3 protein-coding genes (2 of these 3 running past the window's edge) are annotated in these 18,025 nt (G+C 73.5%); 1 reads left to right on the top strand and 2 read right to left on the bottom strand.

Features of this window, described 5'->3' with window-relative positions:
• On the bottom strand, positions 1–10,953 hold the beginning of the coding sequence (locus tag ACFWW9_RS01670) for a hypothetical protein (protein WP_390370443.1). Its footprint begins 28,284 nt before the window's first position; only the first 10,953 of its 39,237 coding nucleotides appear in the window; it begins with the start codon at positions 10,951–10,953; its stop codon lies off the left edge, out of view.
• On the opposite strand from ACFWW9_RS01670, the gene ACFWW9_RS01665 reads away from it, so the two are divergent.
• Entirely contained in the window at positions 10,913–11,251 is a 339-nt protein-coding gene (locus ACFWW9_RS01665) for a hypothetical protein (RefSeq protein ID WP_390370442.1), read from the top strand. The two genes, ACFWW9_RS01670 and ACFWW9_RS01665, sit on opposite strands and share 41 nt — an antisense overlap.
• On the opposite strand, the gene ACFWW9_RS01660 is transcribed toward ACFWW9_RS01665, so the two are convergent.
• Positions 11,248–18,025: the 3' end of a hypothetical protein gene (locus ACFWW9_RS01660; protein WP_390370441.1), read on the bottom strand. 34,820 nt of this gene lie beyond the right edge of the window; 6,778 of the gene's 41,598 nt are visible here — the last part of the coding sequence; its start codon lies beyond the right edge, outside the window — the gene reads right to left on this strand; its stop codon occupies positions 11,248–11,250. The genes ACFWW9_RS01665 and ACFWW9_RS01660 overlap by 4 nt on opposite strands.

Genomic DNA, 18,025 nt, shown 5'->3' with positions numbered 1-18,025 from the left:
CGGCGTGTCGCCCAGGAGTTCCGCGAGGGCGTCCCGGTAGTCGGTGGCCTGGGCGGGCTCGGGCGTCGGCTCCACGTCGAGCGGGGTTTCGACGGCGGGCGTCACCGAGGTGTCCGCGCCGAGCCCCAGCAGCCCGCGCGCGGTGGCCACGGCGTAGTCGGCGGCCGTCGTCGACGACACCGGGCCCTGCCGGTCCTGGTGCAGGCGCAGCGCCACGTTGTCCGTGATCACGGCCAGCAGGTCCCGGTAGGCGACGTCGGCGAAGGAGTCGTCACGGGTCGGCCGCGGCAGCGCCTGGTCGACGATGTCCTCGGCCTCGGTCACCAGCGCGTCCCGCTCGTCCACCGCGCCCAGCTCGGCGAGCACCCGGTCGTGGCCGCGCCGGACCTCGTCCACCGCGCCTGCGTCGAGTTGCACGCCACCCGGTCCGCGCACGCCCAGCGGCGTCGGACCGCGCCGGTTGCGGGTGTCCAGCGGGACGTGCAGCGAGTCGGTGTCGGACCCGTGGAGCACGACGTCGAGGTCGGGCTCGCGCGGCGTGCGCGGGTCCGGGGCGCTGTCGTTGAACTCCGCGATCCGCCGCTCCAGCTCCAGCTTCGCGTTCCACCACGTCGTGCGCGCGGCGTCGGCCTGGGCACGAGCGTCCGTGAGCGTCGCGGCGAGGGCGTCGCGCGGGTCCTGGAAGGGGGCGAGGTCCGCGGTGGCCGTGGCGACGGCCGCGCGGGCGGTGTCGATGGCCGCGTCGGCGTCGGCCATCCGCGTCTGGACGGCGGCGACCCGCGCGACCAGCGCCGCCCGCGCCGCGCGGATCGCGGCCAACTCCCGTGCCAGCTCGTCCATCCGCGCCTGCGAGAGGGGGTCGTCCAGGTCGGTCATCAGGCCGGTGAACTCGAGGTCGACGCGCCCCTCGGCCTCGTCGTACGCGGCGTTCCGGAGGCGCTGGTCGTCCTCGGCGGCGTCCAGTTCGGCCAGCACGACCTGCCCGCGGTCCAGTGCCCGGTCCAGGTCCCGGTTCGCGGCGTTGAGGGCGTCGTCCAGTGCCTTGCGGGCGCCCGCGTCGGCGTTCACCCGGTCGTCGAAGGCGCGCTGGGCCGTCTCGACCTCGACCTCGCGCTCGCGCCACGCCTTGCTCGCGTCCTTGACCGCGGCCTGCGCCTCGTTCACCGGCGCGGTGACCTCGCGGCCGTCGAGCGCGCCGGTGAGCTGGACCTCGCTGACGCGGATCTGCCCGGACGCGGTCTTCACGACCTCGAACACGGCGGTCCGGCCGTCGACCTCGGCGACCACGCGGTACTCGACGTCGTAGGTGACCAGGCCGGAGCGGCCGCTGTCGCCGGTGCCCTCCAGGCGCGCCGAGCCGCCGTCGCCGCCGATCCCGTCGGACTGCCCGAGCGCGGTGCTGCCCTGGGCCGCGATCGACGCGCCGGGGTCGCGGACCAGCTTGTCCTTGGGGGTGCTGCTGCCCATCTCGCCGGTGACGCCGAACGCGGTGTCCACGCCCTCGCCCGCGCTGAACTCGGTGCCGATGCCGCCGATCATCGACTTCGGGTTGGTCGAGTTCACGTCGTCGCTGAGCCCGGTGAGCCTCGGCCGGACCAGGCGGGAGTGCACGGACAGCGTGGCGTGCTTGCCGGACAGCAGCGCCGTCTCGTGCAGCTCCGGCAGCCCCATGCCGTCGCCGGTGGTCTCGATCAGGTTGGTGCGCACGTTCTCCGCGCCCAGCCCGGACAGCACGGTGTTCGTCAGGCCCTTGGTCGCGCCGAGCGCGTCGTCGCTCAGGCCCGCCGCCTTCAACGCCGCCAGCCCGGCCTCGCGCAGGTCCTTGGCGCCGATCGCGGTCTGCGGGTGCACGGTGCTCGGGAGCGCGACGCCACCGGCCTTCCACGCCCTCATCCGGTCCGGGTCGGCCTCGGCGGCGGGCAGCCGGAACTTCGGCCCGTCCTTCGGGGCTTCCGTCGGCGTCGACGACTGGTCGTCGGCCAGCACCCGGACCGTCAGGTCCTCGTCGAGCGACACCGACACCTTGCGGCCGTCGGGGAGGGTGACCTCCAGCTCGAACTCGGTCGGCACCGTGTACCGGGCGGCGGGCCCGTCCGCCTCGATCACGTGCACGTCGAGCGCGGTGTAGCCCTCGGTGTTGGACTGCGACCGCGACTGGGACGCGCCGCCCGCGAGGCCGCCGGTCACGTTGCCGTTGAAGTCCGGCCGGGTGGAGTGCGGGGCCACGCCGAACAGCGCTCGGATCGACGCGCTCCACGACCGGGACTTCGTCCTCGTCTCGGCGTCGCGGCGGAAGTCCACCAGGATGTTGTTCATCTTGACGCCGTCGTTGACGACGTCGCGGAACACCGGCTTGCCCGTCTTGGACTTGAGCAGCACCGGGTACGAGTCGCGGCCGATGAACCTGGGGTTGTGCGCGACCAGCGGCGTGCCGCCGTCGGACGAGCTGTCCATCAGCGCGCGCACGGTCTCGCGGTCGGCCAGGTCCGCGAGGCGCTGGAGGTTGTTCATCGCGTCGTCGAGCACCGACGCCGGGATGATCCTCTCGCCCTCGGGGCCGAGCTTCGCCCGCAGCCGGTCGACGAGCGGGGTGAGGTCCGGCAGCTTCTCGTACACGCCGAAGCCGAGCGAGCTGGGCTCGTTCTCGCGCAGGGTCGACGGCGGCGCGAGCGTGCCGTCCTCGGTCCACTCCCGCGTCTGGGCCTCGGGCAGCAGGCCGAGTTCACGGGCCTGGTCCTCGCTCACCCGCAGGAACACCGCGCCGGGCAGCAGCACGTTGACGGCCTCGCGGCCCTGCGCGCGGCTGTGCAGGATGCTGCCGACGCGGCTCTCGGCCACGATGTCGACGTCCGCGTCCACCTGGATCAGCACGGTCCGGCCGGTGCCGGGGATGTTGCGCTTGCGCTCGCCCAGCCCGGTCATCTCGCGGACCTTCGCGAACGTCTTGCGCCACGACAGGAACTTGTTCGACAGCGCCGCGCCGCCGCGCCCGATGGTCGGCTTGCTGACGCCGGTCGCTGGTGACGCGATCAGCACCGCGCCCCAGCTGAAGTCCCAGCCGGTGCTCTTGGACTTCGACGACCCCGCCTTGTAGCCGCCGACCGACGAGTACTCCATCGCCGTGATGTCCGAGATGGACACCAGCTTCGGGTTGAGCAGGGTGATCTTCGTGCCCAGCGCGCCGAAGCGGTCCTCGAGCCTGCGGTTGTACTTGAGCCCGTTCTCCTGCAACCCGCTGTTGACCGCGTGGTTCAGGTTCGACTTGAGCTGCTCGGGCGCGTACATCAGGTCGGCCGCGCGCCGCGACGGCGAGCCCGGCAGCGTCAGCACGCCGTCGTCGCCCGCGGCCTTCTCCAACGCCGCCAGCGCGGCCTGCTCCAGGTCGGCCGCGCCGGTGAAGGCCTCGACGTGCAGCCACTCGGTGACGGCCCTCTGCCCGTCCGGCACGATCTTCGGCCGCAGGACGAGCTGCGTGATCGACGGCTGCGTCGGGATCCGGGTCGGCTCGCCCGGCTTGCCCGGCACGAACTCGGTCGGGTCCTCGGTGAACACCGAGCTGTCCGGCAGGTACAGCTCGACGTCGCCCTTGACCTGGTCCAGCTCCAGGTAGCCGGGGTCGACGAGCGTGGTGGCCTCGCTCGCGGTGTCCGGCGTGACGGCGTCGACCGGGGTGACGGCGTCGGCGGGGGCCGTCGCGGTGGTGTCCGGGGTGACGGCGGCGGCCGGGACCGTGCCGGTGGTGTCCGCGGCCGTGGTGTCCGCGGCGGGCGTCGGGGTCTTCGGCTTGGTCTTGGCGACCGTGGTGACCTTCGGCGTGTGCTGCCCCGGCAGGCCCGGCGTCATCCGGCGCACCCACGCCTTGGGCCGCGAGTAGGTCTCGACGAGGACCTCGTACTCGACCTCGCCGCTGAACCGGTGGTTGACCGAGCTGCCCGCGTTGACCATGAAGTTGACCGAGGCGGGGCCGAAGGAGTTCGTGTCCGCGACCGTGTGGTTGTACCGGATCGACGTGTTCGGCACGACCGTGAGCGACGACTGGTCCGGCGTGGTCGGGATGATCAACCGGGCGTCCGCGCCCACGGAGTAGCCGACCTCGCGCGTGCTGCTCGCCGAGATCTTCGCCTCGCGGGTGTCGGAGGTGCGGACCACGCGGTCGGCGACCTCGCCGTCGTACTTCGACGTCGGCAGCTTCGCGCGGACGGTGACCCGCACGTAGTCGTTGGTGAACCACCCGCGGCGCTTGAACACCATCGGGATGCCGACCTTGCCGAACAGGCTGTCGCCCTGGGACTTCACCGCGGCGGGCGAGAGGCTCGTGTCGAGCATCCGCTGGTTGGTCATCATCTCGGCGAACTCGGCGTAGTCGTCGCCGGGCCGCCGCTTGCCGGTCGACCGCCTCGTCCACGTCGGCAGGAACTTCTCGAACCCGCTGATGCTCTTGAGCGCGGTCTCGATCTGCGCCTTGACCTGCGCCATGCCGTCGAACCGGCCGAACTTCGCGTTGCCGCTGGCCAGTTCCTCGCCCAGGTACGGCGGCAGGTAGCGGGTCTTGCCGTCGGCGGGCGGGGTGACCTCCTCGCCGTCGAAGTCGGCGGGCACGGCGAACCCGAGCTTGCGCGCCTCGGCGAGCTGGAGCCGGACGACGCCCTCGACCTGGACCGCCACGACCTCGCCGTCGGGCGTGCGCACGTGCACGGTCGCCGTGACCTGGTAGGCGCCGGTGCGGCCCTTCACGTCCGTGCCGATCTCGTGCTTGCCCGACGCGCCCGCGGGGGTCGACTCGCTGGCCGTCACGTTCACGCTGGCCACGGCCAGCGCCGCGCCGCCGACGGCCAGCGTGGTCGCGCCGCCACCGAGGCCGACGGACCCGCCGATGCCCTTCTTGGACGTCGGCGACGTGGTGACGCCCCTGGTCGACGCGTCGTGCAGCGCGATCGTCGTGTCGGCGAAGTCGTCGAGCAGCTTGGCCTCGCGGATCACGGCCTTCATCTGCACCGCGCCGCCGTGGCTGCCGTGCGGGCTGACGACGTCCGGCGAGGACACCCAGTTGTCGACCATGCTCGGGAACTCCTTGGCGATGTTCACCGCGCTGAGGAAGTTCTTGAGCGTCGTGCGGCCCGGAGCGCCGAGCTTCGTGGCCGAGGGGTGCAGGCCGCGGGCGATGTCGTCGAACTTGTCCTCGACGTGGGTGACCAGCTCGCCCATCAGCGTGATCAGCCGCGGGCTGACGTCCTCGCCGATGTGGTGCCACTGCGTGTAGGTGCCCTCGGGGAGCGTGTTCTCCTTCTGCGGCACGTGCAGCGTGACGGTGTGGTCCAGCGCCAGCGCTTCGGGGGTGACGGCGACCCAGCCGTCCTTGGTGTCGACGGACTCCACGGCGTCGTCCTGCGCGTCGACCAGCTCCACCGACCAGCGCACGGGCACGTCGGTCTGCACCGCCGTCTCGCCGGGGAACAGGCCGCGGAACGTCTGCGTGCCCGTCGACGCCGACTGCGACACCGCGGGCGCGCCCAGCGGCGTCCGCACGCTCACCGTGGCGAGCGGGCCGACGCCCGACGTGAACTGGGCGGTCGCGCTCAGGTCGCCGCCGGTGGCCAGCGTCGACGACGCCGACACGCCCTTCGGGTCCAGCCCGCTGAGGTCGACCTTGTGCTTCGGGCTCACCCCGTCCCTGGTCATCGGGGTCTCGGGCACCAGCAGCTCGGCGCGGACCGTCGCCGCGTACCACTTCTTGCCCACGCGGACCTGGAACTCGCGGCCGGGCAGGAACGACTCGAACTCGCCGTCGGCGTCGACCATCGTCTTGATGGCCTCCAGCCCGTCGACCTCCTGGCCACCCAGCCCGGTGGTGACGAGCCCGGCGACCTGCTCGCCGATCTTGTCCTCCGTGGTCGCCTTCACCAGCCCGAGAGCCCGGCTGTCCCGCACGTGCTGGGGCACGGTCACCGGTTGCGGCACGAAGTCGGGGACCCGCACGGTCTCCACGTCGCCGTCTGGGTTGGTGACCACGAGGTGCGGCCAGTAGGAGTCGACCGACTCGCTGTCGTCGGAGTGGGCGACGTTGAGCGGGTTGGCGAGCGCGGCCGTCACCGACGGCCCGTCGCCGCCGAACACGACACCCGCGTCCAGCGCCGCCTCGACGTCGGCCGGGTCGGCGGGGTCGATCCCCCACAGCCGGACCTCGGCGTCCGCCGCGCGGAACGCCTCGCGCGCCCGGTCGACGTCGGCGCCCGCCTCGCGCAGGTCGAGGTAGGCCGCCTTGTAGTCCGTCCACGCCTGCTGCGCGGTGGTGGGCAGCCCCGCGGGCCTGCCTGCGACGTCCGGCGACTTGGTCTCGTCGCGCAGCAGCACCAGCCCGTCGTCCGGCTCGGCCGCGGTCGGGCCGTCGAACTCGGGGCCGTCGACCACGACGGTCAGGAAGACGTCGTCGACGTCCGGGTCCGCGTCGCCCACCAGCAGCTCGGACCGCTCGGTCGACGGCAGCACCATCGCCGCGTCGAGCGCCGGGCCGCCGCCGTGGAAGTGCGCCACGACCGGGCTCAGGTCGCCGAACGCCGGGGGGTTCCCGCCGGTCGGCTGCGCGGGCGGCGGCACCAGCACGACCACGGGCTGCTGGGTGATCGGCGCTTGCCCCGTTCCCGGAGCGGCGGTGGTGGCCCACCGCGCGGGCGCCATGACGAACCCGCCCTGCGCCTGCGTCGGAGCGCCCGTCCGCAGCAGGGCCGCCGCGCCCGCGGGCACCGGCACGGCGGCGTAGACACCCGTGGTCTGGTCGACCCGGCCGGGCACGACGCCCGCCAGCGCCTTCAGGCCGGGGGTCCGGAACAGGGCGACGAACGTGGCCCGCCACACGAGATCGAGGTCGGCCCCTGGCCCGAGCAGGTGTCGCACGTGCAGCAGGTTCAGCACGCCGTGGTCGCGCAGGTCGGGCAGCAGCGCGTCGTACATCGCCGCGACGCGGTCGACCACGGCGAACAGGGGCAGTTCGCCCGCGTAGTGCGCGCGCACGTCGGCGTTCTTGGCCCGCCAGGTCTGGTGCTGCCCCAGCACCTCCGGGAGCGTCGGGGTCTCCCCCGGCGACGCGCCGCCGAAGGTGATCATCAGGCCGCCGCCGAACACCAGCGGCATCCGCGTGCCGCCGAGCGTGGGCGCGGACATCGGCCGGGTGGACGAGTTGACCTGGATGTCCGGGTAGTGCCTGCGCATCTCGTTGTAGAACTCGGCGGCCACGCCGGACACGCGGTCGTCGGCCACGTCGCAGATGACGAGGTTGATCACCTTGAGGGTGCCGAGCGCCGCCACCTCCCGGAACTCGGCCGTCTCCATCATCGCCCTGGCCAGCACACCGCCGCGGACGCCCACCGCGCTCCACGTGGTCGGCGCGGCGTCCGGGCCGACCGACATCTGGGCGACCGAGCCGTGGCCGACCCCGTGGGTGCCGAGCGTGAACGTCTCGCCCGGCTGGTTCTCCCTGATCTGCGGCGCGTGGACGGTCAGGAGGTCGTTGTTCGTGAGGCCGACCGCGTTGGGCCGCAGGCTCAGCCCCACGGAAGCACCGCTCGCGCTGGCCGCGTACCTCGTGAGCGCCTGGGCCGCGCCCGCGTCCTCGTGGAGGAAGCCGACGCCGATCGCGCGACCCGTGCTGTCCTCCAGCCGCTGCGACCGGAACTGGCCGCGCGCGAAGTAGTGCAGGTCGCCGCGCGAGTCGACGCTCGGCCACACGGTCTGCGCGGGCGTCGGGTAGATCGGCGGGGCCGTGACGTCCGGGTTCGCGTTCAGGAACCCGAAGGCGCCGCGCAGGTAGATCGCGAGCTGGACGGCGTTGCGCTCCGGCTGGTCCGCGTCGTCGTCCAGGGAGAGCTGGAGCGCGACGAGGTCGACGATCTTGGCGTAGACGAGCATGTTGTCGGTCGGGTTGTCCAGGTCCAGCGCGATCCGGCCGTGGTAGACCTCGACGATCTCCTCGGCCCGGTCGATCAGGTCCTCGACGTCCTGGGAGTCGACCGAGTCGGCCAGCGCCAGCCACGCGCTCGTGTCGGTGATGTCCTCGGGCCAGAACGCGGGCCTGCTGTCGCGGACGGTGGCCGTGATGCGGTGGCCGTCGTCGATGTCCGGCATCGTGCCGTCGGAGGAGAACCGGACGTCGGCGTCCACCATCGCGTCGGAGTCGTGGTCCTCGTCGGTCTCCATGTCGGAGTCCCGCTCGGACTCCGTGCCCATCTCCTGGTCCGAGTCGTCGTCCTCCATGTCCTCGTCGGACTCGGTGACGGCCCACTCGACGGGCGCGGTCATCACGCCCGCCTCGGACAGGCGGAAGGCCCCGGTGCGGGTCAGCGCCTCGTCCACGGCGGGCGGCAGGGTCAGCTTCACGATCCGGTTGCGGGTCGTGTCGAAGTGGCCGCCGACGATCGTCGTCAACGGCGGCAGGCCGGGGGTCCGCCGGAGGTGTTCGAGCGCCGCGGCCCACACCAGGTTCGCCTGCGGGCCGGCAGGACCGGCCAGGTGCCCCAGCGCGAGCAGGTCGAGCGTGCCGGAGGCGCGCACCCCGGCGACCAGCGCGTCGTGCAGGTCGGCCGCCTGGTCGACGGCGGCGAACAGCGGCAGCTCGTGCGCGTAGTGCGCGCGGAGGTCCTCGTTCTTGCTCCGCCAGCCGGGCAGCTGGTCCAGCACGTCGTCCACGGTGGGCGCGGTGCCCGACGACTCGGCCCCCAGCGTGACCCAGTACCCGCCCTCGACGAGGTGCGGCACGCGCTTGCCGTCGACGACGTGCAGCTCGATGGACCGGGTCGGCGCGTTGACCACGATGTCCGGGAACTCCCGGCGGACCTCCTCGTAGAACTCGACGGCGACACCCTGCACCCGGTCCTCGGCCACGTCGCAGATGAGCAGGTCGATCGAGCGCAGGTCGCCGCGCCGGACCGCCTCGTCGAACTCGCGCGACGCCATGACCTGCCTGGCCAGCACCACCCCGTCGACGTCGTGCTTCACCACCCGGTCCGGTCCCGACCCGCGGTCGACGGACAGCTCGGCGAACTGGCCGCCGTGGGTGCCGTGCGTGTCGACCAGGAACGACTCGCCGTCGCGCGCGCTGTCCGCGTACGGCGTCCGGATCTCCAGCGTGGCCTCGATCGGCAGCCCTTGGGTGTCCGGAGCGAGCGTGAGCACCGAGTGCCCGGTCTCGGTGGCGCGGCCGAACGTCTGCGTCCGGTGCTGCTCCTGCGCGTCCTGGAGGTAGCTGACGCCGACGGTCCGGCCGAGCGAGTCCCGGATCGTCCGCGTGCGGACCTGCCCGGTGGCGTAGTACTCGGTGCCGACGGCCGGGGTCCAGCTCTCGTGGACGTCCTCCGTCGGCCCGGCCAGGTCGGGATCGGTGGTGGTGTTGAAGTCGCCGAACGCCGCCCGCAGGTAGATCGCCAACTGGGTCGCGTTGCGCTCCGACCCGCGGTCGGCGGCGAGCTGGTTCGCCACCAGCGTGGTCATGCCCGCGTACAGGCGGTCGGCCTCGTTCAGCCCGCTCTCGGGGACGTCCCGTTGGCCGTGGTAGACGGCGAGGATCTGCTCGGCCCGAGCCTCGTCGGTGTAGCGGGGCGCACGCCCGTGAGCCGCGTCGGCCATCGCGGTCCGCCACCCGGCCTGGTCGGTGATGTTCGCGGGCCAGTGCGCGGGCCGCGCCGCCGGGGCGGTCGCGATCTGGGACCCGGTGCCGGTGAGGGACGGCATCGCGACGGCCGGGGCGCTGCGACGGCCGGCGTCGGCCTCGCGGGCGAAGCCCCACAGGCCCAACTCGTGGTCCGCGCGGCGGAAGTCCGCGAGCGCGCGGGCCGGGTCGCCGGGTTCGCCGGTCGCCTGCTCCGCGGTCAGCACGACCGCGGGCCTGGTCGTGTCGCCGTCGGTCCCGATCACCAGGGTCACGCCGTCGGACGGGAGCCCGCGCGACGTCAGCAGGGCGACGTGCGCCGCGAGGTAGTTCGCCAGCGCCGCGTCCGGTGAACCGGGGAAGCCCTCCCGACGGCCGTCGAGCGGCGGGGCCGCGTGCTCGGTGTCCCGCCGCACGGTGACCGGGCCGTCGACCAGCGCGTCCTCGTCCGCCACCGGCGCGTAGGCGACGGGGGCCGCGGACGTCACGTCGACCAACGTCGGGTCCGTCGGCGCGAAGCCCCACGCGCGCAGGTCGCGGTCCGCCTGGGTGAAGTTCTCCACGGCGGTGGCGAGGTCGAGGACGCGGTCGGGGTCCGCCTCGACCGGCAGCACGGTGGCGGGGCGGTCGCCCTCGCCCTCGACGACCACGGCCACGGCGTCGTGCGCGAGCCCGCGCGCCGCCCGGAGGTCGGCGTACGCGGTCGCGTAGTCCAGCAGCGCCGTGTCGGCCGAGGCGGGGAACCCGTCCCGCCGCGCGTCCACGTCCGGCCGGACGTCGCCGTTCCGCTGCCCGACGACCAGCGCCTGCGAGGCGGCGTCCAGGTTGGCCAGGTCCCGCGAGGGCACGAGCAGGACGGTCAACGGTCCCGCGGCGACGACCTCGGTCACGGCCAGCGCGGGCGTCAGCGGGGTCCTGGTGCGGGCGTGGGCCTCGTCGATCGCGGCCGCCACGGTCCCGCGCGACTCGGCGTCCCCGCCGAGGACCACCACGCGCACGTCCTCCGGGGCGGTCGCCAGCGCTTGGACGACCCGCTCCGCGACCGCCGAGTCCCCGGCGTCGGTGACCTCCAGCGCGAAGGCGGTGTCCTCGACCTCGGTGGCGGGGCGAGGCGGCGGGGCGATCGACACGGTGATCGGGCCGTCGCCCGGCGCGGTGTCGATCGTCAGCGCGGGCCGGGTGGGGGCGCCCGTCGCCATCGCCGTGGCCACCGCGGCGGCGACCGTCTGCCTGCGGTCGGCGTCCTGCTCGCCGCCGCCGTGGACCAGGACGGTGGTGGCGGGCGAGGCCACGAGGTGCGCGAAGAACCGGTTCACGGCGGGCGTGTCGACGAACTGCCCGTCGTCATCGAACTCGACGACCAGGCGCGGCGCGGGCGTCCTCGGCTCCCGCGGGGCGTCCTCGACCAGTGCGCCGCCGACCTCGTCGGCGAACCGGAGGCGCCGGGGCCGCTCGACCGGGGCCTGGACCTCCGGGGCGGGGGCGACGCGCGTGCCGTCGACGGTGACGATGACCTGGTCGGTGGCCGTCGGGGCGTTCGACGTGGTGATGATCAGGTCGACCTGGCCGCGGCCGACGCGCTCGCTCGGGTCGCGGTCGGCCTGGACGAGTTAGAGCTTGTCGTCGACGGCCAGCGCGAGCAGCGCGGCCGTGGTGGCCCGGCGGTCGCGGCCCAACTCCTGGCCGCCGCCCTCGACCACGACGACGGGCATGGGCAGCCCGGCGCGGTGGCGGGCCACGACCGCGTCGGCGATCTGCTCCGCCTGCGCGGTGAGCCGGTCGACGTCCGCGAGGTCGGCGGTGCCGTCGGTGAAGTCGTGCGCCACCGAGCGCTCGGAGCCGGGGAACTGGGCGTCCTGCTCGGGTGCGGGAGCGAGCCGGCCGTCGAACCGCCTGCTGCCCTCGGGGTGGGGCTGGTCGACGGCGATCTCCAGCAGGTCCGCCACGTGGCCGACCGGGTTGTCCGGGTCGTCCGGCGGCATCTGGACGGTGATCACCTGGGCCACGCGGGCGGCGTCGGAGGCCAGCGCCAGCGTGGCGGCGCGCAGCACCAGGCCGGGCTCCTCGTGCTCGGCCGCCAAGCGCACGGCCGTGTCGAGCGGGAGTTCACCGGTCAGGTCGACGCCGTCGCGCAGCACCGTGCGGATGCGCAGGGCGAGGTCGAGCGTGCCCGCGGAGTCGTCAGAGGTGATCAGACCCAGCGGGAGCGGGCCCTCGACGCGGTCGGCGGTCGTGTGCTGGACCCGCACGGCCAGCTCGGACGCCCGGTCCAGCACGGTCCGCGGCGTGGCCTCGGCCGCGTCGACCAGGTCGAAGTCCTGCTCCCCCGCGAGCGTCGAGGCGAGGTCCGGGTCGGGGTGGAACGCGGCGGGCGCGACCAGGCCGCGCGTGGTCGACCGGGCCTCGGGCGAGATGGCCAGCCACTTCTCCGCCTCGGCGGAGAACTTCGGCTGACCCGGCTTGCGGACGGGCAGCGTGACCGTGCGGATCGCGTCGCGCCACGCGGGCTTGCGGGCCAGGGTGGCGACCGCCGCCTCCAGCACGACCGCGCCGCGCGGGTGGTCGCGCAGCGCCTTCTCGACGCCCGCGAAGTCCAGGTCGCCGCGCGCCCGCAGGCCGCGCGCGAAGGTCTCCACGACCTCGCCGACGAGGACGTCGAGGTCCGCCCTGGTCGGCATGGGCTCGGGGTCCTTCGGCGGCACGCGGTGCTCGACGCCCTCGGCCACGTGGAGGTCGCCGATCTTGACGGCGGCGAGGACGGCCGAGTCGGCCGCCGTCAGCGCGCTGCCCGAGCGGGCGTCGTCCACGAGCTGCCGGGCGTAGAAGTCGACGAACGGGGTGCCGCGCGGCGCGACGACGACCGGGGGCGCGGTGCTGGCCTGGGGCGCGGCGACCTTGAAGCCCCGGTCCGTGTCGAGCACGCCCTCGATCGACGCGAGGTCGGTCAGCGCGTACTCGCCGGGCGCCACCGCGCCGCCGAACCGGCGCAGCACCTCGGCACCGAGGACCGCGCGGGCGAGGTCGCGGTGCTCGTCGGTCTCGTTGTCCAGCGCGGACTCGTACAGGTCCCGCGCCTCCATCGGGGCGTCGGCGTGGAAGACCTCGTCGACGCCGACCACCAGGAAGCCCAGCTCGTGCGCCCGGCGGTCCATCTCGCGGATCGCGTCCAGGTCGGCGGTGGTCGTGGCCCTGGCCGCGACGAACAGGTCGCGTGACACGTCGGTGAGCAGGACCGGCGTCCAGCCCTGGTCACGGGCGGTGCGCGCGGTGACGGCCAGGTTGTCCCACGTGGCGTCGTCCACGACCGGGCCGCCCAGCGCGGGCACGTGGACGATCTTCGCCAGCTCGCGCGCCTCCGTGGCGATCACGGTGTCCGGTCGCGCCGCGAGGGAGTCGAGGTCGAGGGCGGTCCGGTCCGGCGCGGGCGCGCCGAGGTCGAGCGCCTCGAAGAACGACACCTGCCGGTCGGGCGCGAGGTCGCGGTGGTCGAGGCCCGCGAGGAACGGCGGCGGGGTGTCGGAGCGGACCGCTCCGGTGACGCCCTGCGCCGCCTGCTCCGCCTCGGGGGTCCGCTGCGCCACGGCCAGGTCCAGCGCGGTGTGCCGTTCCAGCTCCTGCGCGGCGGCGAGCTTCGTGAGGTAGTCCTGCTTCGCCGCCCACCACGCGGTCTCCGCGGCCTCGACCGCCGCGGCCAGTTCCGTGACGTCCGCGTCGGGGTCCGCGGCCGTGGCCGCCTCGACGAGGCCGACCGCGTCCGCCCACTCCTTGCTGATCCGCGCGAAGTCCGCGACGGACTTCGCCAGCGGCGCGGGCAGCTTGCCGACCAGCGCCTCGGCCGCGGCGTCGCGCATTCGCACGAGGTAGGCGTTGTCGACGGACAGCTCGACGACGCCGATCTTCGAGCTGTCGTCGGACTTCTTGGCCACGGCCTTGAACTCGACGTCGGCGAGCAGGCCGCGGGTGGTCAGGTCCGGGTGCGACGTCCGGTGCGAGACGTTCGGGTCGCGCTCGGAGGTGCTCTCGGTGTGGGCGTGGGCTTCCAGGACCAGGTCCGGCCGCCGGGACAGGGCCGACCGCTCCAGGATGCCGACCATCTGGACCGAGCCGAAGTTCGACTTCCCGCCCTCGCCCGCCGGGTGCTCGCTGCCGCCGCCACCGCGGGCGATCAGCGTGGACGAGTAGGTGCTGCCGCTGCTGAGGTCGACGCCCTCGCTCTCGCTCCCGCCGCGGAAGCTGTCCATCTCGACCCGGCCGCTGGCGGACGCGAGCTTCGGGTTGGGCTTGAGCCGGGCGTGGAACTCGACGGTCCGGTCGAGCCCGCCGATGGGGAAGCCGAAGTCGCCCGTGCGCATGGCGGGCAGGCCCGCCTTGACCGTGCTCGGCGTGATGGCGTTGTCGACGGCCAGCGAGATCCGGGTGTCGATGGTGACCCCGGACGCGGCCAGCGCCGCCTTCGCCGCCGACCGCAGCGTCTTCACCAAGCCGAAGTAGTGCTCGACCTCGTAGTCGCCGGACTGGGGCAGCGGGAGGCTGTGCTCGGCGTCCTGCCGCCAGCGCAGGAGGTGCTCGGCCTTGCCCTCGGCGGACGGCCGCGCCCGGATGCCCTGCTCGTCGCCCAGCTGCTCGGTGCTGTCCGGCGGCAGGAACGTCTCCTCCGCCATCTTCCGGACCTTGACCGGGCGGGTGACGGAGTGGTTCGCGACGGTCCGGCCGACGATGTCGGTCCCGGTCGCCGGGTCGAACCCGAGCTTGCGCTGGATCTTGGTGGTGACCCGGACCTCGCCGCCGTAGACGCCGACCGGGCCGCGGATCGCGCCGTAGGAGCCCGCGGACTCCGACTTGGACGCGGACTCGGTGTAGGTCTGCGCGAGGTGGACGTAGCCGACCGCGAGACCGTTGGCCATGACGCCCGAGTTCGGCACCGAGGTGTCGGAGTTGGGGCCGTGGACGGCGGTCGGCGCGTGCTCCTGCTTGAGCACGCCCTGGTCGCGGGCGACGGCGGTGACGTCGAGGATGTTCTGGCCGTACACCTCCTCCTCGGTCTCGCCGGTCGAGACGACGTCGCGGGCGGCGAGCTTGCGGACGACCTCCACCTCGCCGCCGCTCGGCGGCGCGACCCACTCGCCCTCGATGGAGAACACGTAGGTGTTGCCGCGGAAGCGGAACTCCACCCGCAGCGGCGTGGCGACGCCGCCGTTCATCATCGTGGCGAACATCCGGTCCACGTTGGACAGCTGCTCGTCGACGACCCTGGTGTTGTCGTGGGAGCTGGTGAGCGGCGAGCGCGGCAGCAGCTCCTCGGCGGCCTCCGCGCCCAGCTCGGCGGTGATCTGCGCGCGCAGCTGCGGCAGCACCTCGGCGGCGATGTCGAGGTGCCCGTCGACCGCGCCGATGCCCAGCGACATCACGCCCGGCTTCTGCAACGACGGCGGCGCGGGCAGCGTGCGGTCGGCCTCCGCGTCGACCTCGACGTCGACGGCGGGGGCCTCGACCGCGTCCTCGTGCGCGACCACCACGAAGTCGTCGGTCGCGTCGTCGTCAGTGGGCGCGTCGACCACGACGAAGTCGTCGGTGGCGTCGTCGTCGGTCGGGGCGTCGACCACCACGAAGTCGTCGTCGGTGGCCGCGGCGGCCTCGCGCTCGGCGTCCTGGCGGACCAGCTCGTCGAACTGCTCCTGCGTGACCCACATCAGCACGTTGCCGTCGAGCTCGAACTTCTCGCCCGACGACGTGACCGGCCTGCGGCCGCGGAACTCGAACAGGTCCAGGTTGCCGCGCACCTGCGACTCGGCCACCACCGACGCCTCGACGCCGACCGAGATCAGGAACCGCTTCGACGGGATGGGCGTGAAGTAGGTCTTCGCCGTGCCCTGGAGGCGCTGGGCGCGCTTGCTGCCCCACCGGGCGTTCCACGGCGAGAACCGGAAGACGAACACGCCCTCGGGCGCGCCCTTCATCGTCTTCGTGTGCGCCACGGGGTCGCCGCTGATCGCGACGACGTTGGTCGCGTCCGGGTCGATCGACGTCATGCCGCCCTTGCCCGCGCCGACCTGGGTGCCGCTGACCGTGGTGTTCTTGGTCCGCTGGAACTCCTCCGGGCCCAGCTTCACCGGCCGGATCGGCTTGAGCTCGACGCCGATCCTGGCGCGCGAGTCGGCGCGGCGGCGGTCGTGGTGCAGGCCTTCGACGGTGTGCCTGCCGAACATCCGCGGGTCCTTGCGGAACGCCTCGGGCGCGAACTTCTCCGCGATCAGCTCCGCGTTCGAGCCGACCCGGTCCCGGAACGCGACGTCGCCGGTGGCGCGGTCGAGCATCCGGTACGCCGAGTCGACCAGGTGCTCGGTGCCGACCACGGTCAGCACGTCCGCGCCTTCGAGGGTCCGGTCGCCCCTGGACAGGTCCTCGATCAGCGTGCCGTCGGGCAGCGGCGCCACCGCGGTCGGCGTGACGGCCAGCGGCGCGGGCGGCTCGTCGGTCGTGATGTGGTCGGGGACCAGGAACTCGACCGGCACGAGCTGCGTGCCGTCGGGCCGCAGGCCGGGGAAGTCGCCCTCCAGCGGCACCGGCCGGACGTCGAGCCTGCTCCGCCCCGGCCACCCGAGGGTGAACCGGCGCAGCGCCTTGCTGGTGCGGGTGTAGGTCTGGACCTCGGGGGTGAGGACCAGGTCGCCCTTGAAGTGGCGCAGCGGCGTCTCGCCCTGGCCGCCAGTCGGGTCGAGCATGCCCGCGTGCTTGTGCTCGGTGACCTTGCCGGTGTCGTTGCCGACCGCGACCGACGACGACCAGGTGCGGCCCAGCCGGACGGTGGCCAGGAAGATGTTGGCACCCTTGGTGAGCGCGGCCGTGACCCGGCCCTGCGGCCCGATGCCGACGCTGGTCGACTTGGTCGCGGTGAACGTGCGGGTCTCGTACTCCTTGGTCCTGGTCTCGGTCGTGGACTCCAGCAGGTCGATCTGGAGGTCGCCGTCGACCAGGCCCTGCATGGTCGCCCTGACCCGGACCGTGACCACGGTGTCGGTGAACGTGCCCTGCTTGACCAGCGGGATGACCAGGCCAGCGCCGAGCATCTGGTCGATCAGCTGCATCATCTGCTTGTCCGACAGGCGCGACTTGGCCGTGCGCTGGCGGCGGGAGATGTCGTTGACCAGCGGCTTGAGGCCCGCGGCGAAGTCCGGGTCGTCGAAGTACTTGATGAACTCCGACGAGCTGAAGTGGTACAGGCGGTGGTTCGGGACCTTGCGCAGCGTGTCGGCGAGCGCGGCGAAGATCCGGTCCTTGCCCCGGAACGAGTGGACCTTCGCGCCCGCGGTCGACAGCCCGGACTCCAGGTGCGCGGGCGCGTACCGCTCCCGGTCGTCGGGCGTGCGGTACTCGGGCGCGTGCTCGCCGGGGGCCGGGTCGACGAGGCCGGTCCCGAGCGCGCGCTCCCGCGTCGCCCACTGGATGCCCGTGAGGTCGCCCTCCAGGAACACCGGCGGGTTGCCCAGCACCCGGACCTGGAGCTGGTAGACGGTCTTGTAGCGGACGGCCTTGCCGCCGAAGTCGTGCTCGAACCGGATGCCGGTCTCGCGCTTGAACCGGCTGCCGAACGTCCGCTGGTGGCTGAGGTCGATCGCGCCGCCGAGGGTCACCAGGAACGCGCCCACGGTCGTGAACGCGCCCGCGAACACGCTGAGCCCGCCGCGGCGCTTGGCCGCCTTGCTGTCGGTGCGCGCGGTCTTCGTGTTGTCCCAGTCCAGCAGCACGGGGCCCTCTTCGGCCTCGTCGAGGACCTCGACCTGGCGCGCCACGGCGCGCATCTCGACCGCCGAGCCGTTGCGGAACAGGTCGAGCGGGCTGCTCGCCGCCCCGGCGATCAGCGGCTCCGACCGCCGCCAGCTGGAGTCCGGGTGGTCGATCGGGTCCGCCGTGACCATGCTCATCAGCTCGGCCTTGACGTGGGTGCGGTGCAGGAACTCCAGCAGCACCTCGCGGCCCGGCGTGCCGACCGCGGTCAGGTGCGGCGGCAGCATCCGCGCGACCTGGTCGAAGAAGGACGAGCCCTCCGGGGTGTTGACGAGCAGTTCCTCCAGCGCGAAGTCCTTCGGCGGCGACCCGGCGAGCGGCTTGAGGCCCTGCCCGGTGTTGGTCCGCGGCGCCTTGGGGTGGCCGAAGCGGAACGTGCCGCGCAGACCGGGCTGCTCGCCGTGCTCGACCCTGCCGACGACCTTCTCGTCGGCGTCGAGCAGCTCGAACTCGTACGACACGTGCGCCTCGGACACGCGCACGTCCATGTCGAGCACCAGCGACGCCCGCTTGTGCTCCTCGGAGACGTCCCGAGCGGTCTGCTGGTTGACGTTCGTCGTGCCCGAGGGCGTGACGATGAGCAGCATCGGCGGGGCGGCCGTC

Source organism: Umezawaea sp. NPDC059074, from assembly GCF_042738955.1.
In the GTDB taxonomy this organism is placed as follows: domain Bacteria; phylum Actinomycetota; class Actinomycetes; order Mycobacteriales; family Pseudonocardiaceae; genus Umezawaea.
This window is presented reverse-complemented; position numbering and strand designations above follow the sequence as displayed.